The sequence below is a fragment of the Nocardia sp. CA-129566 genome (assembly GCF_050956075.1).
GTDB lineage: Bacteria > Actinomycetota > Actinomycetes > Mycobacteriales > Mycobacteriaceae > Nocardia.
The window spans coordinates 592,352-615,673 of record NZ_CP192085.1 but is presented as its reverse complement, the minus strand read 5'-3'; the positions used below and the strand labels follow the sequence as shown (position 1 = coordinate 615,673).

25 protein-coding genes and 1 riboswitch are annotated in these 23,322 nt (G+C 66.2%); of the genes, 11 read left to right on the top strand and 14 right to left on the bottom strand.

The features are described 5' to 3' along the window. Positions 1-336: 336 nt before the first annotated feature. The 6 genes from ACQP0C_RS02785 to ACQP0C_RS02760 all read right to left on the bottom strand — a co-directional run bounded on the left by ACQP0C_RS02785 (position 337) and on the right by ACQP0C_RS02760 (position 4,631). Complete coding sequence (locus tag ACQP0C_RS02785; RefSeq protein ID WP_433730254.1) at positions 337-1,533, bottom strand: helix-turn-helix domain-containing protein; 1,197 nt, start codon at positions 1,531-1,533, stop codon at positions 337-339. Positions 1,534-1,820: 287 nt separating this feature from the next. Beyond that, complete coding sequence (locus ACQP0C_RS02780) at positions 1,821-2,000, bottom strand: hypothetical protein (protein ID WP_433730252.1); 180 nt, start codon at positions 1,998-2,000, stop codon at positions 1,821-1,823. A 623-nt stretch (positions 2,001-2,623) separates the two neighbouring features. After that, entirely contained in the window at positions 2,624-2,842 is a 219-nt protein-coding gene (locus tag ACQP0C_RS02775; RefSeq protein ID WP_433730250.1) for a hypothetical protein, read from the bottom strand. 507 nt (positions 2,843-3,349) lie between these two features. Further along, on the bottom strand, positions 3,350-3,544 hold the full coding sequence (locus ACQP0C_RS02770; protein WP_433730248.1) for a hypothetical protein: 195 nt from the start codon (positions 3,542-3,544) through the stop codon (positions 3,350-3,352). Between the two features lie 53 nt (positions 3,545-3,597). Continuing rightward, on the bottom strand, positions 3,598-4,017 hold the full coding sequence (locus tag ACQP0C_RS02765; protein WP_433730246.1) for a hypothetical protein: 420 nt from the start codon (positions 4,015-4,017) through the stop codon (positions 3,598-3,600). 128 nt (positions 4,018-4,145) lie between these two features. After that, complete coding sequence (locus tag ACQP0C_RS02760) at positions 4,146-4,631, bottom strand: hypothetical protein (protein ID WP_433730244.1); 486 nt, start codon at positions 4,629-4,631, stop codon at positions 4,146-4,148. A gap of 140 nt (positions 4,632-4,771) precedes the next feature. Here ACQP0C_RS02760 and ACQP0C_RS02755 point away from each other — a divergent pair, with 140 nt between their 5' ends. Further along, positions 4,772-5,062, top strand: a complete 291-nt coding sequence (locus tag ACQP0C_RS02755; protein WP_433730242.1) for a hypothetical protein — start codon at positions 4,772-4,774, stop codon at positions 5,060-5,062. A gap of 50 nt (positions 5,063-5,112) precedes the next feature. On the opposite strand, the gene ACQP0C_RS02750 is transcribed toward ACQP0C_RS02755, so the two are convergent. Continuing rightward, positions 5,113-6,090, bottom strand: a complete 978-nt coding sequence (locus ACQP0C_RS02750; RefSeq protein ID WP_433730240.1) for a GlxA family transcriptional regulator — start codon at positions 6,088-6,090, stop codon at positions 5,113-5,115. A gap of 114 nt (positions 6,091-6,204) precedes the next feature. Between ACQP0C_RS02750 and ACQP0C_RS02745 the strand changes: the two genes are divergently transcribed. Both ACQP0C_RS02745 and ACQP0C_RS02740 read left to right on the top strand, forming a co-directional pair. Next, a complete protein-coding gene (locus ACQP0C_RS02745) occupies positions 6,205-6,501 on the top strand; it encodes a putative quinol monooxygenase (RefSeq protein ID WP_433730238.1) in 297 nt (98 codons plus the stop codon). Positions 6,502-6,543: 42 nt separating this feature from the next. Beyond that, entirely contained in the window at positions 6,544-7,083 is a 540-nt protein-coding gene (locus ACQP0C_RS02740) for a PaaI family thioesterase (protein WP_433730236.1), read from the top strand. A gap of 102 nt (positions 7,084-7,185) precedes the next feature. On the opposite strand, the gene ACQP0C_RS02735 is transcribed toward ACQP0C_RS02740, so the two are convergent. From ACQP0C_RS02735 to ACQP0C_RS02725, 3 genes are all read right to left on the bottom strand, one after another. Beyond that, entirely contained in the window at positions 7,186-8,970 is a 1,785-nt protein-coding gene (locus tag ACQP0C_RS02735) for an MDR family MFS transporter (protein WP_433730234.1), read from the bottom strand. Then, positions 8,967-9,473 carry a MarR family winged helix-turn-helix transcriptional regulator gene (locus ACQP0C_RS02730; protein WP_433730232.1) on the bottom strand — a complete coding sequence of 169 codons (507 nt, stop codon included), beginning with the start codon at positions 9,471-9,473 and terminating at the stop codon, positions 8,967-8,969. Before ACQP0C_RS02730 ends, ACQP0C_RS02735 begins: the two co-directional genes overlap by 4 nt. A gap of 89 nt (positions 9,474-9,562) precedes the next feature. After that, positions 9,563-10,384 carry a crotonase/enoyl-CoA hydratase family protein gene (locus ACQP0C_RS02725; protein ID WP_433730230.1) on the bottom strand — a complete coding sequence of 274 codons (822 nt, stop codon included), beginning with the start codon at positions 10,382-10,384 and terminating at the stop codon, positions 9,563-9,565. Between the two features lie 257 nt (positions 10,385-10,641). On the opposite strand from ACQP0C_RS02725, the gene ACQP0C_RS02720 reads away from it, so the two are divergent. From ACQP0C_RS02720 to ACQP0C_RS02710, 3 genes are all read left to right on the top strand, one after another. Next, the gene (locus ACQP0C_RS02720; RefSeq protein WP_433734404.1) at positions 10,642-10,956 is read left to right on the top strand and encodes a 2-oxo-4-hydroxy-4-carboxy-5-ureidoimidazoline decarboxylase; all 315 of its coding nucleotides are present in this window, start codon (positions 10,642-10,644) and stop codon (positions 10,954-10,956) included. Positions 10,957-11,008: 52 nt separating this feature from the next. Continuing rightward, positions 11,009-11,482: a YbaK/EbsC family protein gene (locus ACQP0C_RS02715; RefSeq protein ID WP_433730228.1), complete on the top strand. Its 474-nt coding sequence runs from the start codon at positions 11,009-11,011 to the stop codon at positions 11,480-11,482. 184 nt (positions 11,483-11,666) lie between these two features. Further along, the gene (locus ACQP0C_RS02710; protein ID WP_433685492.1) at positions 11,667-12,134 is read left to right on the top strand and encodes a flavin reductase family protein; all 468 of its coding nucleotides are present in this window, start codon (positions 11,667-11,669) and stop codon (positions 12,132-12,134) included. A 232-nt stretch (positions 12,135-12,366) separates the two neighbouring features. Here the strand turns inward: ACQP0C_RS02710 and ACQP0C_RS02705 are convergent, their stop codons facing one another. After that, positions 12,367-13,689, bottom strand: coding sequence for an aminotransferase class V-fold PLP-dependent enzyme (locus ACQP0C_RS02705; RefSeq protein ID WP_433730226.1), 1,323 nt, complete (start codon positions 13,687-13,689; stop codon positions 12,367-12,369). A gap of 46 nt (positions 13,690-13,735) precedes the next feature. Continuing rightward, a riboswitch (SAM riboswitch) is annotated at positions 13,736-13,849 on the bottom strand. A gap of 123 nt (positions 13,850-13,972) precedes the next feature. On the opposite strand from ACQP0C_RS02705, the gene ACQP0C_RS02700 reads away from it, so the two are divergent. Further along, positions 13,973-14,608 carry a LysE family translocator gene (locus ACQP0C_RS02700; RefSeq protein WP_433730224.1) on the top strand — a complete coding sequence of 212 codons (636 nt, stop codon included), beginning with the start codon at positions 13,973-13,975 and terminating at the stop codon, positions 14,606-14,608. Positions 14,609-14,668: 60 nt separating this feature from the next. Here the strand turns inward: ACQP0C_RS02700 and ACQP0C_RS02695 are convergent, their stop codons facing one another. Continuing rightward, positions 14,669-16,099, bottom strand: coding sequence for a DHA2 family efflux MFS transporter permease subunit (locus ACQP0C_RS02695; RefSeq protein ID WP_433730222.1), 1,431 nt, complete (start codon positions 16,097-16,099; stop codon positions 14,669-14,671). Positions 16,100-16,180: 81 nt separating this feature from the next. Between ACQP0C_RS02695 and ACQP0C_RS02690 the strand changes: the two genes are divergently transcribed. The 3 genes from ACQP0C_RS02690 (at position 16,181) to ACQP0C_RS02680 (ending at position 22,154) form a co-directional block, all read left to right on the top strand. Further along, the gene (locus ACQP0C_RS02690; RefSeq protein ID WP_433730220.1) at positions 16,181-16,603 is read left to right on the top strand and encodes a MarR family winged helix-turn-helix transcriptional regulator; all 423 of its coding nucleotides are present in this window, start codon (positions 16,181-16,183) and stop codon (positions 16,601-16,603) included. A 164-nt stretch (positions 16,604-16,767) separates the two neighbouring features. Next, the gene (locus ACQP0C_RS02685; RefSeq protein ID WP_433730218.1) at positions 16,768-20,799 is read left to right on the top strand and encodes a Pls/PosA family non-ribosomal peptide synthetase; all 4,032 of its coding nucleotides are present in this window, start codon (positions 16,768-16,770) and stop codon (positions 20,797-20,799) included. After that, positions 20,799-22,154: a M1 family metallopeptidase gene (locus tag ACQP0C_RS02680; protein ID WP_433730216.1), complete on the top strand. Its 1,356-nt coding sequence runs from the start codon at positions 20,799-20,801 to the stop codon at positions 22,152-22,154. The genes ACQP0C_RS02685 and ACQP0C_RS02680 overlap by 1 nt, the downstream gene beginning before the upstream one ends. 7 nt (positions 22,155-22,161) lie before the next feature. Here the strand turns inward: ACQP0C_RS02680 and ACQP0C_RS02675 are convergent, their stop codons facing one another. Both ACQP0C_RS02675 and ACQP0C_RS02670 read right to left on the bottom strand, forming a co-directional pair. Continuing rightward, positions 22,162-22,347 carry a hypothetical protein gene (locus ACQP0C_RS02675; RefSeq protein WP_433730214.1) on the bottom strand — a complete coding sequence of 62 codons (186 nt, stop codon included), beginning with the start codon at positions 22,345-22,347 and terminating at the stop codon, positions 22,162-22,164. Between the two features lie 4 nt (positions 22,348-22,351). After that, positions 22,352-22,843, bottom strand: coding sequence for a DUF2752 domain-containing protein (locus ACQP0C_RS02670; protein ID WP_433730212.1), 492 nt, complete (start codon positions 22,841-22,843; stop codon positions 22,352-22,354). 167 nt (positions 22,844-23,010) lie between these two features. Here ACQP0C_RS02670 and ACQP0C_RS02665 point away from each other — a divergent pair, with 167 nt between their 5' ends. After that, a complete protein-coding gene (locus ACQP0C_RS02665) occupies positions 23,011-23,280 on the top strand; it encodes a hypothetical protein (protein ID WP_433730210.1) in 270 nt (89 codons plus the stop codon). Positions 23,281-23,322: the final 42 nt, after the last annotated feature.

The following is a 23,322-nucleotide window of genomic DNA, read 5'->3' as shown; positions in this document are numbered from 1 at the left end:
GATTCGCCTGCCCGCAATGAAAGCGGGAAGTCCGACACCTTCGGACTTCCTGCTTTCTTTTCATGGACCAGTATGTGATCAACCTCACCCTTGTTCGGACACTACTCGGTCGCAGAGGCAGCACCGCAAAGCGCTATGCACCCTTCATGAGTCCGCGGGCAATGAGGTAGAGGGACTCCCGGTACCAGGCGCGGGGTCGGACGTGACCCGCTCCCGACGGCGGCAGTCACGACTCCCACACCGTGCGGCGCTGACACCGTAGCCGCCGTCACGGCCGGTTTACGGCGCGGGCTCGAAAGTCTCTGGCCAGCCCAGCAATTCGCTCGATCTCGAAAATCATGCTCTCGTCTGTTTCGAGCGGGTTTGACGCAATTCCTCGCCAAGGGCGGCGACGGCGTCGTTGGTCGGCCATTTCGCCGACATCTCGTGATGGAGGACTCGAATGAATTTGGTCAGCCTGGAACCTGGCGTCGCCACCCCGACTCGCAGTGCATCCGAGGCTCGTTGGGAAGCGGCCTCGGGTTCGCCGACACCGGCCAGTGCGCAGGCCAACTCTGCGGTGTACCAGGTCGCCCACTCCGATGTGAGTAGGTCGGAATCGAAGCCTGCCAGGCCTCGACTGAGCGACACCACTGCCTTGTCCCACTGGCGAGCCAAGCGATAGGCCAAGCCACGCTGCATTTCGATGAATGCGTCGGAGTAGAAGTACTGGGCATCGGGCTTATCGGAGTCACCCTGCGCTACTAACTCGGCGGCCTGCTCGAGTTTGGCCTCCAACTCGTTGAGATCACCTTCGATCGCAAGTCCACGCCCCTCCTGCTGAACGGCCAGTGCGAGAACCGTGGGGCTCAGTGCGTCGCCATCACGCTGCGCGGCCCGCGATAAACCGATCATCGGACCGACTTCGCCCGCCATCCAGGCGACATGGCCGCGCATGGACAGCGCGGTGGAAATCATGTCGCGATTGCCACTCTCGGTGGCCAGTTCGAGCGCGATGCGATAGTGCTGGACCGCGGCGGCATGCTGGCCGAGGCTGGCATGAAGCCATCCGGTGAACTGCTGCCATCCAGCGGCGACGTCGACCATATCGACACGCGCCGACCGCCGCGCCTCCACAGCCAGCGCCGAGGCCATCTGAGTTTGCCGAACTCCCAGCGGCAGAACGAGTTTGGAACCAACCTGGTCCTCCAGCCGCCGAGTTTCCGACAGCAATTCCCCAAGGTCCTTGGCCAATGTGCGGTCGATATAGCGCCGTTCCGCCGAGGCAGCCGACTCATGTGCCAGCAGTGGAGACGGCGCGGCGTCGGTCGCGACGATGATCAGATTGTCGTAGATGCTCGTGAGGACCCCGTCGGAATCGAGAACACGATCGAGCTTCTGAACAATATCGGGAGGGGGTTTGCGGCGGCCGTTTTCGAAGCGGGAGAGCGCGCTAGCGTCGTATCGGAGCACACGCGCCAACTCCCTGACCGACAGCCTCGCCTGCAACCGGAGCCGCCGCAGTTCGGCTCCGAACGCTTTCCAATCCTCCATCCAGCCCCCTCTCGCGATCACCCTGAGCAGCGTTGCAACGTTGCCAGATGATTCGGCAACGCCTTGGCCACAGTGCAACGCTAGCGCGAATCCGCTGGTCGCAGGACGCTTCCGGTAGCCCCGCCGCCGAGTCGATGCGGTACCCCTCGGCGGCGGGTGCCACCAAACCGGACGACGTTAGGGGGCAGGTTATGAAAGAGCCCGCGCGATTTGATGATGAGGACGCCCGGAAACTCGCGATAGCAGCGGATGATGACAGCCCGCGATATCTCGAACGCGCCGACGGGTCATGGTCCTTCGTCGACGACGAGGGTTGGGAGGTCGACCCGGAAATCGTCGACGACCGAAAGGCTTTCAGTAGCGCGGCCGGGCGACAGATATTCGTTGTGCCGCAGCCGTTGTGCGATTTCGCGGACGTGGAGTTGGCGCATGAGCTGTCGCAGCGGCATCGGGCGTGCCTTATTCATCAGTGCGTGTGGAAAGCGGCGGCGCAGCACACGCTTGTCCTGGCCGGTCGACTGGTTCCGCAGTCGATGAGCCCGCGTGAACGTGCCGCCGCGCGAGGTATCGACTATCCGCCGACACCGGGGAACGATGCACCGATGCACGGCGGCCCCACGCTGGGGACGTTGCGTGAAGTGTTGGAACGGCTCGAGTCGATGGCGCACGACTCAGACGATGTGCGAACCCGATAGCGCACATCCGCGAATGGACACACACCGCACCGAGGCAGACGGCTGGCTGGCCGAATGGCGGATCGACTGCCACTGCATTCGGATGATGTTGGTATGCAACGGGTCCGAGGAGCCTTTGGTTTCGTTCGCCGCGGCATCGGCCCCGGACCTTGTGCAGATGCGCGAGCAATTTCCCGAACTATCGCGATTGTGGGATGCGATTCGGCACGCGTATTGGACGGAAGTTGCTCCGCCCCCGAGACGTTCGCGAGGACGGTCCGTTCAGTGAATGGCAGGGCTACCGCTTATCGCCTCGAGTCTGTGCCGGATATGCGAAAGGGACATCCGGATCGACCGGATGTCCCTTCGAACTCGAATTACGGTGCGGTTATACCGAATTCGAGTAGCGGATCGACTCAATAGTAGATGTACAGATCCCAACCACTGTAGGTGTCGACGCACTCCCAGTAGTAGCCGCCGGTGGCGGGCGAGGCGCCGTCGGACGCACATGCCGCATAGGTGGCGTAGGTGCCGTAGTAGTAGCCCGTTGCGGCCGAGGCGGTGGCTGCCGTCGACACCCCGGCGACGGCGGCGGTGGCGAGAAGACCGGCCGCGATGAAGGACTTGATTCGCATTTCACTGCTCCTGAAAGCGAGGTTGATTGATTACCTCGCATACGGTATGGACAGCAAACGCCTCGCACAGCCAACCCTAGGGTTCGAACATCCGCCCCCTGGGGCAATTACACCTTCTTCACCCTGTGTCCGTGTGCCCGAAGGGTTTTCGGCACACCGTTGCGAGAAACAGGCTGTCGCCGATCCACTGGCGCAAGAAAAGCCCTGCGCAGCAGGTCTATTGGGCTTTCGCGGTGCAGGTAGTCGTGGCCGCCAACGGTAACCGACACGGCGGAGGGCTCAGAATTTGCTGCAGCCAGGTCGCGAGCACGGACAGGTCTCTGGAGATCTCCAGGCGTGGGCTGTCGGCTGGGATCCGGCGCAGCGACAACAGGAACAGGGTCGCGCCCCGGCCCGGCGACTGCTGGGACCGGGCGCGATGGGCTCCGGACAGGATCAGGCGGGACCGGCTGATCCTGTCCGGCACCGTTGGTCGAAATCACCGGATGCGATGCGGGCAGACAACATCTACGCCGATGGGCTGGCGATCAAGCACCACAGGGTGAGAACGGGGTCGGCGTTGCACAACCCGCCGGCAGCGGGCTCGACCTGCGCCGGAGCGGGCGATTCGAGCGGAAGCGGGTCGGCCATGGCGGCGCCGCCGCCGGCCAGGGTCGCCGCGCCGATCAGGACACCGACAAAGATTCCACACCGTGCGAACATTTGACGCTCCTTGAACATAGGGTGGTTGCGATAAAACAAAGGGTGGTAGCGAATTAGGTAGCGACGCAGGCGGATCCGAGGTTGATGCCGGTGCCGACATCAACGGGCTGCCTGATCTGAGCCGAGGCGTTCGGCTGGACGGCGTAGAGGTAGGTGATCTTCGTCGAGGACGGAGTCCATGTCGCCTTCGCGACGCCGCCGGAAGGCTTCGCCTCGGCGAATCCGCTGGGCCCCTGCCCCTCCTCGAAGAAGTAGACCGTTTGGCTGTCGTCGTCCACCGTCACGGTCACGGTGTACGAACAGGTCGTTCCGTACCGGTGTGTGCCAAGGGTGGACGCGGGCGCGATCGCGATGCTGGTGACGGTCGCCGAGGCCGGCGGCGCGGTCAATGCGGTCACGCTCGCGACGACGCCGAGTGCGGCCGCACCCGCGACGATGCGTTTCACCTTGGGCGACTCGAGAATTCGCGTCATGGTGTATCGATCTCCTAATGAGTGTCAGCGAGTCGGCTATCCGGCAGACTCGTGATCGGTAGCGGCTGGTAGGTGAGCACTTTGATCTCCTAATGGGTGCGGAATCGGTTCGGCCGGGCAGGCTGCCGTCAGCCGAGGGTGAAAGCGGCAGTGCCCGCGAGGTACTCCATCTCCCGGCCGTCCTCATAGGTGGTGACGATCGACGCCTCCACCCGCCCGGCCCCCGGCGCCGTACCCATGCCGACGATCACGCCGTCCGTGGCATTGATGACGCCGTTCTCGTCGACGCGATGCGACTGCCCGTCGCTGTACCCCGAATCGAGATTGCGCCAGCGCACTGCCACCCGATAGGCCCCGCAGAACTGGCCGGACTGCGTGATCTTCACCCGGACGCCGAACTGACCGGACTGTGCCTGCGGCACGGTCTCGGCATTGATGATCGCGGCGCAATTGCCACCCGGGACCCGGGTCAGAGTCGGAGTGAACTGAACCACCGGATCGGTCGGAATGGCGGCAGCGGGCCCACCGATCCCGGCCAGCGTGGCAACCGCAGCCGCGGCCATGACACCGCCTCGCGCCGAGAACTGTTGCACCTTACGGTTTTTCGGACTCATGACCCATTCGTCGGATGATCCTCAGATACCGTTAACAACACTGGCAGCCCCCAAAACCAGGGGCAGGCGGCGGGTGTCGTCCGATGTGGTTCTGACGGTCTATCTATTACGGCGCGTAGTAGATCTGGCACCATGGAGCGATGATGTCCGCGATTCATGTTCAGTGGTCCGAACTCGAGGCTGCGTATGTCGCTCGCTCCGATGAGCATCCAGGGGTGGTGAATGTCGATCGATGGTCGTCGTTGGCCGCGGTGAACGGGTTGCTCGACAAGATTCAGGAGGCGTGGGGGAGACGGGCCAGCACTTGCTCCGGAGAAGTCCTCGTCGGCGGCCAGGGTGTCCCGGGTGATGGCGATCATGTTGGTTCGGATATTGCGGACGACCGGCTTGCCTTAGAGGGCGACGGCTTGGTCACGCGCTGTTTGCCATAAGGCCGCAACCGCCGCAGTTCGGCCCCTGCCGCCAACCGGTTCTGGGCGGGTCAGACGCCCCGAAGGGCCAACGTGGTCTTGCCGGTGCGTTCGCGAAGAAGCACGCGCAGTGTGTTCGGGTGCTCGTAGCCGACTCTCCGGGCGATGGCTTCCAGCGGCAGCTCGGTGGTGCGCAGCAAGTGGGAAGCCTGCTGGATCCTGAGGTCTTGGACGAAGCGGATCGGCGAGGTTCCCATGGTGCGCCGGATGCAGCGTTGCAGCGTGCGGTTGCTGACGCCGATGGCTTTCGCGGCATCGGGGATACTGATGGGCTCGGCTAGGCGTTCGCGGACCCAGCGTTCGAAGTCCGCGACCGTCGGATCGCTCTGTGCCAGGGCGCTGGGAATGGTGTAGGTGGACTGGGACGGGCGTTCGTCGACCACCAGGTAGCGGGCCACCAGGTCGGCCAATGCGGGGCTGCTCCCCCGAACGATCGCCAGTGCGAGATCTACGTGTCCGAAAGCTGCACCTGCAGTGGTGACGCCGCCCGAGGCGATGACCATCCGGCTCTGATCGAGCTGGACCGCCGGGTACCTCCCGCGAAAAATCGGCGCCAGCCACCAAGTCGTCGTCGCGCGCAGGCCGTCCAGAACTCCCGCCTCGGCCAACAGGAAGGTGCCGGTGCAGGCCGATGCGATGGCGGCGCCGCGTTCACGGGTTCGTGCGATCAGGTTCCGAACGGGAAGCGACTGATCACCGCCGACATGGTCGAGCAGCGCTGCGGGGCGACGTTCCGCTAGGGCGGGGACGAGCAGCAGATCTGCCGCATCGGCGTGCGCAAGGGGCTCGGCCGTGACGAGGTGTCCGGCTCCGGTGCGCACCTGGGGCTGAGGGCCGACCGTGGTCACGTGCCAAGACGGCGGTTCGACGATGTCCTCGCCCATCACGGCGGCCTCCTCGCCCATCGCATTGGCGCTGTCCAGTACGTCGAGGATCGCCGCGAGGCCGGAATCGAACACCCCCTCGTAGACGAGAACCGCCACCTTCATGGCGTAAATGCTATCAAAAGTGTCGTTTCTGCCACTGATGTGGTCGCTGATCAGGGACGTAGGTTTGCTATATGCCGCAGATGCGGCGGCTTTCCCACACAAGGAGTGACCACGATGAAGATCGGTCTGCTGGCCCGTATCGAGGCCAAACCCGAGTACGCCGACAAGGTTGCGGAGATGCTGCGAGATGCGGTGACGCTCGCCGAGCGGGAGCAGCACACGGTGGCCTGGTTCTCGTTCCGCCTGGACGCCACCACCTTCGGCGTATTCGACACGTTCGACGACGAGCAGGGGCGTCAAAGGCATCTGGAAGGCGAGATCGCCGCCGCACTCATGGGCGCTGCGGAAACCATGCTCAGCTCGGCTCCGGTCATCACACCCGTGGACCTGCTCGGCGTCAAGATCTCCTGACGGGGATCGGCGTACCACATCCGAGCGAGGAGACGGACAACCATGACAGTGACCACGAACCCTCACGTGCTGCGTTCACGCACCCACACCTGGCAGCAGCCCCTTCCCTGGGCTGAGGCCGGTGGTCTGACCGGCCTGGAACTGCTCCAGAAGATCCTCGAAGAGGAGATCCCGGAGCCGCCCATCGCCGGGACGCTCGGATTCCGCTTGGTGGAGGTCGCCGAAGGCACAGCAGCGTTCGAGAGCGATCCCGGAGAGCACCTGCTCAACCCGATGGGGACCGTGCACGGGGGCTTCGTGGCCACGCTGCTCGATTCCGCCCTGGGCAGCGCGATCGCCACCGTACTGCCCAGAGGCCGCGCCTACACCACCATGCAGCTCAATGTGCACATGCTGCGCCCGGTCTTCGCCCACACCCCTCGACTGAGGTGCGAGGCGTTCACCGTCCACGTCGGCCGGACCATGGCGACGGCTGAGGCACGGGTCACCGGCACCACCGACGGCAAGCTATACGCCCATGCCACTACCACTTGCTCGATCCTCACACCCTCGAACGCGGACCCGGACAAAAGCGCCTCCTGAGCCGTTGACCCGGAAAGACCCACCGAAGAAGGCAGACCGTGAAACTGGTTGCGCCCGGCCCCGACGACTGCCGGGACCGGGCGCGATTCACTCCGGACAGGTTCAGGCGGAACCGCCGGACCTCGGCCCGGCACCGTTGGTCGAACTAACCGCATCCTCGGACAGCAGTGCCTCGCCACCCACGGTCAACAGATCCGTGCGCTCGACCACATCCGGCACGGCACCATTCGCCGCCGCATCACCCTTGGCCGCCTCGATACCGCCGACCATCCGCAGCGGCACTTCCTTCCAGAACAGCACCAGGATCAGCGCGAGCAGCGCGACACCGGTCACCGAAAGGAATACCGTCGACATCGATTCGGAGAATCCGACCTTGAACGGGCGCGCCAGCTCCGGATTCAGCTGCTGCACGATCGAGCTGTCCTTCAGCACCCCACCGGCCGCCGAAGTGTCGTGCGCGAGTAGACCCTTCGCGAGCGCGGCATCGGCGGGATTGCCGCTCTGCGCGCCCTCGACCACCGCGCGCTGGTATGCCGGATCGGTGGCCGCGGACTGCATCTCGGTGGAGATATTCGGCGTCAGCTGCGCGAACAGAATCGACAGGAATACCGCGACACCCAGGGTGCCGCCGATCTGCCGGAAGAAGGTCGCCGCGGCGGTGGAGACGCCCATATCCTTGGGCGGCAACGCGTTCTGCAGCGCCACGGTGAGCGGCTGCATCAGATTGCCGAGCCCGAATCCGGTGCAGAGCATGAAGATCATGGCGACCCACAGCGGGCTGTCGGCATTCAGGAAATGCAACAGGAAAAGGCCCAGCGTCAGCATGGTCGCACCGATGACCGGGAAGATCCGGTAGCGCCCGGTCCGCGAGATCAACTGGCCGGAAACAATCGAGCCGGCCATCAGGCCGAGCACCATCGGCAGCATCTGCAGGCCCGCCATCGTCGGGCTGGCCCCGCGCACCACCTGCAGGTACTGCGGCAGTAGCGAGATACCGCCGAACATGGCGGCGCCGACCACGAACGAAATCAGCACGCCGAGTGCGAAAGTCCCATTGGCGAACATCCGCAGCGGAATCAGCGCCTTATCCCGCATCGTCTTCTCGACCAGCACGAACCCGATGACGCCGAGCACGCCGATCACATAACAGAGAATGGATCGTCCACTGCCCCAACCCCATTCGCGTCCCTGCTCGGCGACAATGAGCAGCGGCACCATGCCGATGGCGAGTACCAGCACACCCCACCAGTCGACCCGGTCGGTGGAGTGCGGCCGCTTCGGCAGCTTGAGCACCCTGGAGACGACCCCGAGCGCGATCAGGCCGACCGGCACATTCACCAGGAAGACCCAGCGCCAGCCGCTGACCCCGAGGATGGTGTCCTGTCCGGCGAGCACACCGCCGAGCACCGGGCCGATCACGCTCGAGGTGCCGAATACCGCGAGGAAATAGCCCTGGTACTTGGCGCGTTCACGCGGGCTGAGGATATCGCCGAGGATGGTCAGCGCGAGCGACATCAAACCACCCGCGCCGAGTCCCTGGAACGCGCGGAACGCCGCCAGCTGGTACATCGACTGCGCCATCGTGCACAGCAGCGAACCGATCACGAAGATCGAGATGGCCGCCATGAAGAACGGCTTGCGGCCGAACATATCGGACAACTTGCCGTACAGCGGCGTCGCCAGCGTCGCGGTGATCAGATAGGCGGTGGTCGCCCACGCCTGCATCGAATAGCCGCTGAGATCGTCGGCAATGGTGCGGATCGAGGTGGAGACGATCGTCTGGTCCAATGCCGCGAGCAGCATGCCGAGCATCAGACCGCTGAGGATGGTCAGGATCTGCCGGTGGGTGAAACCCGTGGACTCCTCCACGGTGGCCGGTGCTGTCACGAGTCTTTCTCCATCTCGAATCTGTACAGGTTCTGGTCGTTGCGGATGGCCGCGAGCATGGCGGGCTTGGCCAGCTCGTAGTCGTCGACGAACTGTCGAAGCAGCCCGGCGAAGGCGACCCGGTCCTGCGGCGTCCACGCCGCCATTACCCGCGTCAGGTTTTCGTGCCTGCGCCTGCGGATACGCTCGGCGACCTCGCGACCGAGCTCGGTGACGACCAGCACGGTGGCGCGGCCGTCATTGGGATCGGCCTGCCGCTCGACCAGTTGTCGCTCGACCAGGTGGGCGACGTGCCGACTGATCGTCGACGCATCCGAATGCACCGCGTCGGCGAGTGCGCCCGAGCGCATCGGCCCGTCACAGAGCAGCCGGAACAAGATCGCGAAAGCCGCGGGATCCACGCCGTCCCTGGTTCGCAGCTGCGCGGCCGTCCGATCGCGGATCCGCTGCAGCCGGGTGAGCTGAATCGCGATCGTGTCGACCGATCGCTCGTCCTCATCCACTGGACTCACCTTTACTTGCGTCAATCAATTAGTTGCGTGATACAAGTATGTAGACGAGCTAGCGACTAGGGCAAGCAATTAAACGGCCTTTACCGGCCCTTGAACTCCGGGGCGCGCTTCTCGAAGACCGACTGGATGGCCTCGGTCAGGTCCTCCGACGGCAGGAATGCGGAGTTCCACGCGGACACATAACGCAGCCCGGCCGCCACCTGATCCTTGGTGCGCTGCTCGAGCACATCCTTCGCGCCCTGCACCACCAGCGGCGGGTTCGCGGCGATCTCGCGCGCGGTGGCGTGCGCCGCGTCCAGTGCCGCATCCTGATCGGCGAACACGTCATTGACCAGGCCGATCTTCTCGGCACGCGCCGCGTCGATGTCCTTGCCGGTGTAGGCGAGTTCGCGCAAATGCCCCTCGCCGATGATGCCGGGCAGCCGGTGCAGCGACCCGATATCGGCGACGATCGCGACCTTCGCCTCGCGCAGGCTGAACTTCGCGTCCGCGCTCGCATAGCGGATATCGGCGGCGGCGATCAGATCCAGCCCACCACCGATGCACCAGCCGGCGACCGCGGCGATGACCGGCTTGCGGCAATCGGCCACCGCGGTCACCGAGGCCTGCATCCGGCGCACCTCGTAGAGGAAGTCGGTGCGCGGCGCGGCCAGGGCCCTATCCGCCATCAGCGGACCGAACGTCCCGGCCATCGCGGGCAGGTCGAGGCCGTAGGAGAAATGTTTCCCGGAACCGGTGAGCACAATGGCACGGACCTCGGGATCGGCGTCCAGGCCACGGAAGATCTCCGGCAGCTCCCGCCAGAAGTCCGGACCCATCGCATTGCCCTTGCCGGGACCGGTCAGTGTGACCTGCGCGACATGGTCTTTGGTTTCAACGGCGAAAGCCTGCCAATCAGTCATTTGTACAGCGTATCGAGACGGTGGTCTGCGGACGCTTGCAACCTCAGGGAGCGAGACTTACGAGCGACCGTTCGCGGCGCGTCCGGCGTGACACCAGAGGGCAGCGAACACGCAGCGCCGCAGGCGCTGCAAATCCGACAGGGCATGTAAATGCTGTGCAAAAGTTGGTGTGGCGCACTAGTTCACCCGTCGGCGCCGGCCGCATGATGGTCGGGTCAGCAAACCCCGCATCATCCGGCTGGGAGGCCATCGTGCTGATGCATCAAGGAATAGGACTCGACCGTTTCAACGCGATGACTCGCGCCCGTGCCGTCCACGCGCTGTTCGAAGTCTGCTGCAATGTCACCTGGGCGGCCACGCTCGCCGACGCCCGCCCCTACCCGGATCGCGATGCGCTGCTGGCCACGGCGGATGTCGAACTGCTCGCACTCTCGCAATCCGATCTCGATCGCGCCTTCGATGCGGTTGTGCACGAACAGGTCTCGCGGCGCAACGTCACGGAGCTGGCCCGGGTGGTGCACGACCGGATCGACCGGATGCTCGGACCCACCGACGGATATCCCGAATACTGACCGAGCGAAACTCGACCGGGCGTATTGCCCGCAATCGCTCTACTCTGGATCCATGCGCAGGTCGCTTCCACCAGTCGCATGCCGGGTCGCGGATACCCTGATCGCGCGCGGCCACCATGGTGTCATCGTCACTCAGCCCGCTGACACGCCCACCGCCGCCGATGCCGCACGGGCACTCGGCGTCGATGTGGGCGCCATCACGAAATCCCTGGTGTTCCTGCTCGATGAGGATCCGGTGCTGCTGCTGGTCTCGGGGGCGCATCAGGTGGATTTGGCGAACACCGGCGCACGGCTGGAGGGCACGCTCATCCCCGCTCCCATCGATATGGTGCAGCAGGTGACCGGTCAGCCCATCGGCGGCATCGCCCCGGTCGGCCACCCCACCAACCTGCCGACCTGGGTGGACAACGCGCTATCGGCGCACCGCGAGGTGTGGGCCGCGGGCGGCGTTCCGAATACCGTGTTCCGCACCTCGTTTCGGGAACTGGTGCGCATTACCGCCGGACTTCCGATCGACGTGGATTGAATTCCGTGCCCGCTCGGGAACAGTGCGGACCGCGCACGGGAGATCAGTCCAATAACCGTGCGACGGTCCACTACCGACAAACCCGGCGTAGTTTCGTCATGTGACCGATGCTCAACCGCCTGCCACGGACATCCAGATTCCCGATGATCTGAGCGGCATCACCGCCGAGCAGTACCGCGCCTCCATGCGGCACTATCCCGCGGGCGTCACCGTGGTCACCCTCGGCTCGGAAAACGGTCCGGTCGGTTTTACCGCCACCTCATTCGCATCGCTGTCCCTGGAGCCCCCGCTGGTCTCCTTCAATATCGCCCACACCTCGTCGAGCCTGACCGCGCTGCGGGCGGCCGAGTCCGTGGTCATCCATTTCCTCGGCGAACATCAGCACGATCTGGCCCAGCGCTTCGCCCGCACCGCCGATCAACGCTTCACCGATCGCTCGCTGTGGACCACCCTGGACACCGGCGAACCGGTGCTGCACGGCACCCCGATCTGGATCCGGGCCACCATTCAGCAGCTGATCCCGATCGGTGACCACACCTTCGTCGTCGGCCTGGTCACCCGGGTGCGCGACAGCACCGAGGAACAGCCCGCCGCCGCGCCACTGCTCTACTACCGCGGCCGCTACTACCGCCCGACCTCGCTCGAGGACTGAGCTCTGTCGAATTCTGCTGGGCGGCAATAGAGTTCGATTGCTACAGATCGAGCGATGAGCCCGTGCGCACCTCGATGCGGAAGGTGTCGCCCGCACCCAGGCCCTAAGACGGGTCGAGTCCGGGGTCGGATCGGCTTGATCCGGCTTCTTCGGCGGCGGGGTGAACGGATCCGCGCAGGACCTATCGGATCGCGAATTGCGGGGTGAATTTCTCGGAACGAAGTCGGCGGCGCTAGCCGATCACGCACGGTGCGGCGCCCTCCGCGGCATTGGCGCTGGTGAAGGGGCGGGTCTCAGGGGTCGGATTCCACAGCCCGTCGGTGCAGGCGTAGTTCCAGCTCGCCCCCTTGGCGACGAGGGTTGCGATGGCATCGATCAGGCGGTCCACATCGGCGGAGCTGGTGCCGAGGCCGATGCTGGCGCGCAGAGCGCCATCGAGGCCGAGGCGCGCGAGCAAGGGATGGGCGCAGAAGCGGCCGTCGCGAATGCCGATGCCGTGTTCGGCGGAGAGGTAGGCCGCGACCTGGCCGGGGACGAAACCGTCCAGGGTGAAGGCGACAATGCCGACGATGTCCGGACTGTCGTCCCAGATGCTCAGCAGGTTGACGCCGGGAATGGCGGACAGGCCGGTGCGCAGCCGATCGGCGAGCAGATGTTCGTGCGTGGCAAGGGATTCGGAATCGACCGCACAGAGCGCGTCACACGCGGCGGCGAGCGCGGCCGCACCGAGGACATTCGGGGAACCGGCCTCATGACGCTGCGGTGCGGACGCCCACTCCGTACGGGTGACACCGACCTCGCGGACCGCGCCGCCGCCCGCCAGATACGGTTCGGCGGCATCGAGCCAGTCCCGACGTCCGACAAGCACTCCCGCGCCGAACGGCGCGTAGAGCTTGTGACCGGAAAAGGCGAGGTAGTCGATGCCGGTGTCGCGCAGGCTGATTCGACGATGCGGCGCCAGTTGCGCGGCATCGACCAGGATGCGGGCGCCGCACTGGTGGGCGATGGTGGCCAAGCGCTCCAGCGGCAGCACCTCACCGGTCACGTTCGAGGCGCCGGTGACCGCGAGCAATGCGGCTGGCCTACTGCACAATTCGGCGATGAGCTGACGGATGGTCTCCTCGACGGTCGCCGCGGCCCGGACGACGCGGCGGCCGTGCCGGGTCCACGGCAGGAAGTTCGCGTGATGCTCGATATCCAGCACCACGGTGTCGCCGGGGACACAGGCGGCGAGCAGGTTGAGCGAATCGGTGGTGTTGCGGGTGAATACCACCACCTGGTCGTCGGCGGCATCGAGGAAACGCGTGACCGAACCGCGGGCCGCCTCGTAGCACTCGGTGGAGATCCGCGAGGCGTAACCAGCGCCGCGGTGCACACTCGCGTAGTACGGCAGCAGTTGCTGCACCCGATCGGTGACCTGCGCCAATGCCGGTGCGCTCGCGGCGTAGTCGAAGTTGGCGTAGGTGGTCGTCCCGCCCTGGACCAGCGGTACCCGGAGGTCGTCGCCGGAGACCCGGGCGAAGGCGGAACAGGGCTGGTCAACAACAGCAGTCATCACAAAATCCCATCGGCTGTGGGACCCGTAATCAGGTGATTATCCGAGTCCGCGCTTGCCGCACCCGGTCGGGCTGCGGCCCTGTCGTCACCCGGAGCACCCCACCGCGGAGGAGGGTTGCCGACCAGCTAGCCGGGGCTTGACGCTGGCACTCATGACCTGAACCGAGATTGGCAGATGCCGCACCGCTGTGTCAACCGCCTTCAGCCGCCACTCCAATGCATATCCATGCACTCAAATAAATAACCTTGCAAATCCGAGCGATCTGCGATCTCATCGAGCGGTGACGCTTTCCCTGCTGCTCAGCTTTGTCGGCCTGTGCGTTCTGCTGTCGATCACGCCCGGTCCGGACTCGTTTCTGGTGCTGCGATTCTCGATCGTGGACGCACGACCCGGCATCGCCGCGGCAATCGGTTCGGCGCTGGGCGGCATCGTCTGGGCGGTGGTGGTCGCGGCCGGAGTCGCCGCATTGCTGGAACAGTCCGCGACCGCTTACCGAACGCTCAAGGTCATCGGCGGAATCTACCTGGTGTACTTGGGAATTCGGGCGTTGGTCGAGCACCGCAAGCAGCGTGGGACCGACACCGCGCAGGTGTCCGGTCAGCCGAGCACGGGTGCGGCGACCTCGATTCGCTCGGCATTCGTCGCGGGGGTGGTGTCGTGCCTGTTCAACCCGAAGGTCGGGCTGTTCTACCTGGCGGTGCTGCCGCAATTCCTCACCGATGTCACCTTCGCGAATACCCTCGCACTCGGCGCCATCGAATGCACCATCGCGGCCGTGGAGATGATCCTGCTCGCCCTGCTGGCCTCCCGGGCGGTGGCCATGCTGCGCCGCCCCCGGGTTCGCGCTCGGCTCGAGCAGATCAGCGCGGTCATCCTCGCCGCACTCGGCATCGGCACCGCCGCCTCGGCCGCGTAATCCTTTGTGCGCCTTGTCGATAGCGACCTCTGGTAGCCGTCGACAAGGCGCGCGGCATCGCTATCTCGGCTGAATCTCCTTGCGCCACAGCAGCACCGACGCGATCAGTGAAACCACTGCGGCGGCGGTGAGCCACCAGAACGCCTGTCGGAACCCGGCATCCACCGGCAATCCGGCGGCCGCCGCGCGATACAGCACCACCGCCAGCAACGCCGCCCCGATCGAGCCGCCGACCCGCTGCAGAATATTGACCAACGATGCCGCATCGGGCATCTGCTGGGGCCGCACCGCGGCATAGGCCGCGGCGACGATGGGCATCCCGGTCAACCCGGTCGCCATGCCGCGAATCAGCAAAAGCGCCTGTATCACAACAGGATTCATCGAGGCATCGCCGAGCGCGAACGGCACCGTGACGGCGACCGTGACCGCACTGCCGACCACCGCGACAACACCCCCGCCGTACCGATCGGTCAACCGGCCGCCGATCGGCATCGCGATAATGCCGCCGAGCCCGAACGACATCAGCAGCAATCCGGTCGCTATCAGACCCTCATGGTGCAGGACCTGAAAGTACAACGGCAGCACCAGCATCGACCCGAACATCGAGGCACCGGCGAAGAAGTTCGCCACATTCGCCGTCGCGAACACCGGATGCCGGAACAGTCCGACATCGAGCAGGTTCGCACCGCGCTCACGCACCGACCGCATCACGAACAGTCCGAGCGCCAGCGCACCGACCAGCACCGAAACCCACACCGTGGGCGCGGAAACGCTACCGCGACTACCGAATTCGCCGAGCCCGTAGACCAATGCCGACAGCCCGACGCCGATCAACGCGAATCCGGTGGTGTCGAATCGGCCCTGGGTATCCGCCGTCGCCGCCCGCGGCAATACCCGGCGCGCGAGTACGAACGCCACCAGCCCGAACGGGATATTGATCAGGAACAACCACTCCCAGTCCAGGTTCGCCAGCATGACGCCGCCGATCGTCGGCCCGATCGCGGGTGCGGCGACCACCGCGATCCCGACCGCGCTCATCACCCGGCCCAGCCGCTGCGGACCGGCGACCTGACCGATCAGCGTCTGCCCCGCGGGCACCAGCAAACCCGCGGCCAACCCCTGCGCGATCCGCAACCCGATGAGCCAACCGATATTCGGCGCGAGTGCGCACAACCCCGAGGTGACAGTGAACCCGGCCAGCGCACTCAGCCAGACCCGATCCATCCCGAACCGGCGTCCGAGCCAACCGCACAGCGGCAGCGTCACGGCCAGTGCCAGCAGATATCCGCTTGCGATCCACTGCGCACCGTCCAGTGCCGCACCGAGATCGGTGGCAATGGTGTTCAGGCCGATATTGACCAGTGACGTATCCAACATGCTCATCACGGCGCCGAAGACCACCACACCGGCGACCCGCCATACCCGCGCCGGAATCGGTTCGAGTGCGGGTGCGGTGGCGGTGGCGGCGACGGCCGTTCGAGTATCCGACATGGATCCTCCGCTATTTGTAGACAACCTAGATTGTGGAGGCTATCAACAATCTGGTGCGTCAACAATAGATACAATTACCGAATGCCCGCCGACCACATCCACCCCCGCGGCCTGCTCCGCTTCCCGACCTATGCGCTCGGCAAGCTGCACAAGGCCGTACATGCCGAAATGGGCACGTCCCTGCGCGAACATTGGGTGCTGGTCTGCCTGGAGGAGTTCGACGACCTGTCCCAGCAGCAGGTCTCCACCGCACTCGGCATCGATCGCAGCGAGGTGGTGCGGCTGATCGATGGTCTGGAACACGCCGGATTCGTGGTCCGCACCCGCGATGCGACGGACCGGCGCAAGTACCGGCTGTCCATCACCCAGGCCGGACGGGCCGAGCGCCGCAAGACCGATGAACTCATCGAGCAGGCCGCCGAGCGGGTGCTGTACCGGCTCGACGACGAGGAGCGGCGCACTCTGCACCGCCTGGCCCTGAAGGCGCTCGGCGAAGACATCTGAGCCCGCATCCATCAACCGACCACCCGGTTCGGTTTACGACAACATGCCGATACCGCAGGTACCGTAGACAGTTGGTCACCGTGGCGTTTGCCCACTGGTAACCATCTCGTGAAACAACAACGGGGAAAGCGCTAGGCAGGTCTATGAGAGGTGGGCACGACGTAATGCTGCAGCCGCAGGTCGACGCCGCGGCGGGCAAGGACCAGGCGACCGGACTCCCGACGCCGCACCCCTTGCTACGCGCCGCACTCGCGCCGCAGGCCAGGACCCTTGTCGACGTTCTGAACAGCACCGCACAGGCCCACCCCGAGGCACCCGCGATCGATGACGGGCGCGTGGTGCTCAGCTACACCGAGCTGCTGTCCGAGATCGACGCCGGTGTCGTCGGATTGATCGCCGCGGGCGTGCGCCCGGGCGACCGCGTCGGCGTCCGCATGCCGTCCGGTTCGCATGAGCTATACGTCACAATCCTGGCCATCCTCTACGCCGGCGCCGCCTACGTCCCGGTGGACGCCGACGACCCGGAGGAGCGCGCCCGACTGGTCTTCGGCGAAGCCCGAGTTACCGCCATCGCGACGGCCGAGGGCATCGAACCGACGGTCGCGGCCGCCGAACGGACCGATCGGCACTCGGAAACGACCGCAGTCGAATCGACCGTTCGACCCACCACCGACGACGACGCGTGGATCATCTTCACCTCCGGATCCACCGGAACCCCGAAGGGCGTCGCGGTCTCCCACCGCAATGCCGCGGCATTCGTCGACGCGGAAGCACGTCTGTTCCTCCAGGATGACCCGATCGGCCCCGGCGACCGGGTCCTGGCCGGACTCTCGGTCGCCTTCGACGCCTCCTGTGAGGAGATGTGGCTGGCCTGGCGCAATGGCGCCTGCCTGGTGCCCGCGCCGCGCGCCCTGGTCCGCACCGGCGCGGATCTCGGCCCCTGGCTGGTCCGCCGCGCGATCAGCATCGTCTCGACGGTGCCCACATTGGCCGCGACCTGGCCCGTCGAGGCGCTCGACCCGGTCCGGCTGCTGATCTTCGGTGGCGAGGCGGTGCCGCCCGAACTCGCCGAACGCCTCGCCGGACGGTCCGCGGCGCGAGCGACGGACCCGGATGAGGAAGCAGATCACGCCGGGCCGGGCGCAGGCCGTACCGAGGCCGAGCGTGAGGTGTGGAACACCTACGGCCCCACCGAAGCAACGGTGGTCGCGTGCGCGGCCCTGCTCGACGGCGGCTTCCCGGTCCGGATCGGACTCCCGCTCGACGGCTGGGATCTGACCGTCGTCGATGCCGACGGCAATCCGGTGGGCGAGGGCGAATCCGGTGAACTCGTGATCGGCGGCGTCGGCCTCGCCCGCTATCTCGACCCGGCCAAGGACGCCGAGAAATACGCGCCGCTACCGTCACTCGGCTGGGACCGGGCCTACCGCAGCGGCGATCTGGTCCGCAACGACAACGAAGGTCTGGTCTTCCTCGGCCGCGCCGACGATCAGATCAAACTCGGCGGCCGCCGCATCGAACTCGGCGAGATCGATAACGCGCTGCAGCATCTGCCCGGTGTCACCGGAGCCGCCGCCGCCATCCGCTCCACCAAGGCGGGCAACAAGATCCTGGTCGGCTATCTCACCGGTACCGCACCGGATTTCGACCTGTCCGCGGCCAGAGCCCAACTCGCCCAACAACTCCCGGCCCCACTGGTCCCCAGGCTCGCCATCGTCGCCGACCTGCCGACCCGCACGTCGGGCAAGGTCGACCGCAACGCCCTGCCGTGGCCGCTGCCCAATGACATCGACGCCCCGCGCGCCGATCTCACCGAAACCGAGCAATGGATCGCCGGACTGTGGGATTCGATTCTCGGCGCCGAGGTCACCGGCCCCGACAGCGACTTCTTCGACCTCGGCGGCGGCTCGCTCGCGGCCGCCCAACTGGTCACCGCCGTGCGCGAACGCTATCCGAGCATCGCCGTCGCCGACCTGTACGACCATCCCCGCCTCGGCGCACTCGCCGAACTACTGGACGAGACCGCACCATCGGAGGCGGTCGAAACCCGCATCGTGCGTCCCACCCCGCGCAGCGCCCAGTGGACACAGGTACTCGCCACCGTCCCGCTGAGCACCCTCACCGGCATGCAGTGGCTCACCTGGCTGGCCATTGTCGGGAATATCGCGGGCTGGTCCGGCTCACTGCCGTGGCTGCCGCATCTGTCGTGGTGGTGGACGCTGGCCGCCTTCCTGCTGTTCATCTCCCCGCCGGGTCGCATGGCGATATGCGCGACGGGTGCGCGGGTGCTGTTGCGCGGCGTCGCGCCGGGCAGCTACCCACGCGGCGGCTCGGTACATCTGCGGCTGTGGGCCGCGGTCCGGCTGTCCGAGGCCAGCGGCGCCGAAAGCCTTTCCGGCGCACCGTGGATGGTGCCGTTCGCGCGGGCACTCGGCGCGAAGATCGGCACCGGTATCGATCTGCACACCCTGCCGCCGGTCACCGGCATGCTCGAACTCGGCGACGGCTGCAGTGTGGAACCGGAGGTCGACCTCTCGGGTTACTGGATCGATGGCGATGTCGTGCACATCGGGCCGATCACCATCGGCCCCGGCGCGGTGATCGGCGCGCGATCGATCCTGCTGCCCGGCAGCAAAATCGGCAAGAACGCCGAGATCGCACCGGGCTCCTCGGTGGCGGGCAAGGTCAAGGCCGAACAGGAGTGGGCCGGCTCGCCAGCGACCAAGGTCGGCAAGGCGCCGCACCGTTGGCCGGACAACACCCCCGCCAGGGCCGCACACTGGGTCGCGATCTTCGGCGTGACCTCGATGGCCCTGGCGGCCATGCCCATTCTCGGCCTGGCCACCGGCGGCGCGTTCATCGCCTGGTTCATCCGCGATGCGACCACGCTCGCGGGCGCGCTCGGGCGCGGCTTCGCGATCCTGCCCGTGGCCACCCTGCTCAGTCTGACCGTCTACGCGGTGACGACGGTGCTCGCGGTCCGACTGCTCAGCATCGGACTCACCGAGGGCCATCACCCCGTCCGCAGCCGGGTCGGCTGGCAGGCCTGGGCCACCGAGCGCCTGCTGGATTCGGCGCGCACCTTCCTGTTTCCGCTCTACGCCAGCCTGCTGACCCCGCTGTGGCTGCGGCTGCTCGGCGCGAAGGTCGGCAAGAGCGTGGAGGCCTCCACGGTGCTGCTGCTGCCGAAGTTCACCACCGTCGCCGACGGCGCGTTCCTCGCCGACGACACCATGATCGCCAGCTATGAACTCGGCGGCGGCTGGCTGCGCATCGGCGATGCCAAGGTCGGCAAGCGCGCGTTCCTCGGCAATTCCGGAATGACCGCGCCCGGTCGGCGGGTGCCGAAGAACGGTCTGGTCGCGGTGCTCTCGGCCGCGCCGTCCAAGGCCAAGGCGGGTTCGTCGTGGCTCGGCAGCCCGCCGGTCAGGTTGCGCCGCGCCTCCGAGACCGGCGATACCGAGCGCACCTTCGATCCGCCCCCGCGCCTCAAGGTTTTCCGCGGCATCGTCGAAACCTGCCGGCTGATACCGGTGTTGGTGACCTTCGCGATCGGCCTCGGCGTGCTCTTCACGCTCGCCTGGATCGCGGAATCAGTGGGCTATCTGGCCGCCGCGCTGCTCAGCGGTGTGGTGCTGCTGGCCGCTGGCGCGATCGCGGGCGCCAGCTCGGTCGTCGCGAAGTGGTTGCTGGTCGGACGGATCGGCGCCGAGGAACATCCGCTGTGGAGTTCGTTCGTGTGGCGCAATGAGGTCGCCGACACCTTCGTAGAAACCGTTGCCGCGCCCTGGTTCGCGCGGGCCGCGACCGGCACCCCGGTGCTGAATCTGTGGCTTCGCGGACTCGGCGCGAAGATCGGCCGCGGGGTATGGTGCGAGTCCTACTGGCTACCGGAGGCGGACCTGGTGACACTCGGTGACGGCGCGACCGTGGAACGGGGCTGTGTGGTGCAGACCCACCTCTTCCACGATCGAATCATGGCCATGGACACCGTCACCCTCGGCGCCGGTGCCACCCTCGGACCGCACTGTGTCGCGCTGCCCGCCGCGAGCATCGGCGACGGCGCGACCATCGGCCCCGCGTCGCTGGTCATGCGGGGTGACACCGTGCCCGCGTCCACTCGCTGGTGGGGAAATCCGATCGCGCCGTGGTCCAGTGCGGCGCCGAGGCCGAGCGAGGTCGGAGCGGCCAACTGATGCGGGGCAAGTTCTACGAAGAGCCCATCGACGAATACCTACCGCAGAACGGAAATCGGGGCTACCGGGTATCGCGATACGAACTGGAGCTCACCTACCGGGTCACCAGCAACCGCCTGGCAGGCCGGGCCTCGATCACCGCGGTGACCACCGCGGTGCGTGATCGTTTCGCACTCGATCTGTCCCAAGCGCTCACCGTCGCCAAGGTCTTCGTCAACGGGGCCAAGCCCGCGAAGTACATCCATCAGCACGGCAAGCTGGTGATCACCCCGCAGCATCGGATTCCGGCGGGCGGACTGCTCGGGCTGGTCGTGCACTATGCGGGCGTGCCGAGGCCGGTGCGCGGGCCGTGGGGTGAGGTCGGCTGGGAGGAACTGACCGAGGGCGCCCTGGTCGCCAGCCAGCCCAATGGCGCCGCATCCTGGTTCCCCTGCGACGATCACCCGAGCTCCAAAGCCAGCTACCAAATTTCGATCACCACCGACACCCCGTACTACGCGCTGGCCAACGGCACCCTGGTCCGCAAGCAGACCAAGGCGAGCCAGACCACCTGGGTCTACGAACAGCCCGAGCCGATGTCGAGCTATCTGGCCACCATCCAGATCGGGCCGTACCGGAAGCACCGGTTCGATGCCCCGCACGGTTCGGTGCCGATGCAGGCCGTCGCCCCGGCCCGGCTGCGCGCCAATTTCGAACACGACTTCGCCCGCCAGTCGAAGATGATGGAGCTGTTCATCGAGAAGTTCGGCCCGTATCCCTTCGACGGCTACACCGTCGTCATCACCGACGATGAACTCGAAATCCCGATCGAGGCCCAGGGCATCTCGGTCTTCGGCGCCAATCACTGCGACGGCCGCCGCGGCGCGGAACGCCTTGTCGCACACGAACTCGCGCACCAGTGGTTCGGCAATAGCCTCACCATCGGGCAGTGGCGCGATATCTGGCTACACGAAGGCTTCGCCTGTTACGCCGAATGGATCTGGTCGGAGGCCGCGGGCGGGCCGACCGCCGACCAGCTGGCGCGCGCCGCCCGACACAATCTGTCCAGGGAACCGCAGAACATCATCATCGGCGATCCGGGTCCACAGCGCATGTTCGATGATCGGGTGTACAAGCGCGGCGCGCTCACCCTGCACGCACTGCGCCTGGAGCTCGGCGAGCCCGCCTTCTGGGATCTGGTGCGCGAGTGGACGATTCGCTATCGTCACGCCTCGGTCAGCACCGAGGAATTCACCGATCTGGCCGGCCATTACAGCCTGGTGCCGCTGCGGCCGCTGTGGGATGCCTGGCTGCTGTCCGAACCGCTGCCGCAACTGCCGCCCATCGGCGGACAGGCCAATTCGACATCGCGTTGACGCGCCCTCAGAACACCAGGTAGCGCGTGGCCAATTCCTCGACGAGGGGATCGCCGTCCGGGACGCTGTTCAGGGCGTCGAGATCGGCTACGACGGAGATCAGGCGGGGATCGTCCTGTTCCTGGTCGAGCGCACCGTCCTCGGCGAGCTGACGCAAGAGCTTCGCTCGCACCCTGTCCTTCAGCGATTCCATAACGTCACACCGGCGTCAGCCAGGTCCCCCACGGCGTATTCCGCAGCACCGTGTAGCCGATGAGCAGCGCGATGAACACCCACATCGAGGTGCGGCTGATCCGCGGCAATCGCATCGGCTCCCCACGCCAGGCCCGCAGCGACCAGTCACCGATCCACAGCACGAAGGCCAGGACCAACGGCAGCACGAGCAGATTGCTGTGCACCGCATCGAGGATCCGGCCGTCGGTCAGATTGTGCACACCCCGCATGCCACCGCAGCCGGGGCAGTAGAACCCGGTCAGCGCGTAGACCGGGCAGATTCCGTACGAGCCTTCGCTGTGCGGATCACGGAAATGCAGCAGGGCCGCCGCGCCGATGCCGATGCCCGCCGCGACCAGTGGCCATCCCATGGCGCGCAGCCCGGTGCGCTTCGCCCGCTCCGCCGATTCCGGATGCGCTGCCAGGTCCGCATGCGCCACCGGCTCCGCGACCGGTTCCGAAACTGCCTGCCTCATCTCCACAAGGATCAACGGTAGTCGCGGCCGACCCGCCGCCGCCACAACCGACTCTGGGCCAGGGGCGTTCACGATTCGGGTCGGGCGAATCGCAAGGTATTGCCGCCGCCCACCGACATTTTTCATTACTTTCCGGCGTTTCCGCAGCTAGAGTACAATTTCTCCACGTGGACGCCGCTGGTGTTACCCGGTTCGAAGGATTCGGGGTCAGCGCGGCTCGCAGGCTCGAATTCGGGCATGTGGGCCACTGGTACGCAGCCCCGGACAGCGATTTCTCCGGCTCGGTCGCAGTCGAAATAGACCCCGGAGACGGATCCTCCGTTGTCGTTTTCGTCCGCGCCCCCAACCGCCGCGACATCCCCACCGATTTCCATCCGGACGACCAGGTCTGCCTGGTAATGCCCGACGATATCGCCGAGTTCCTCTCCCCCAGCTGAGCTCTCTCCCACACCCCTCGCCGGGATCCGCGCCCGTAGTCG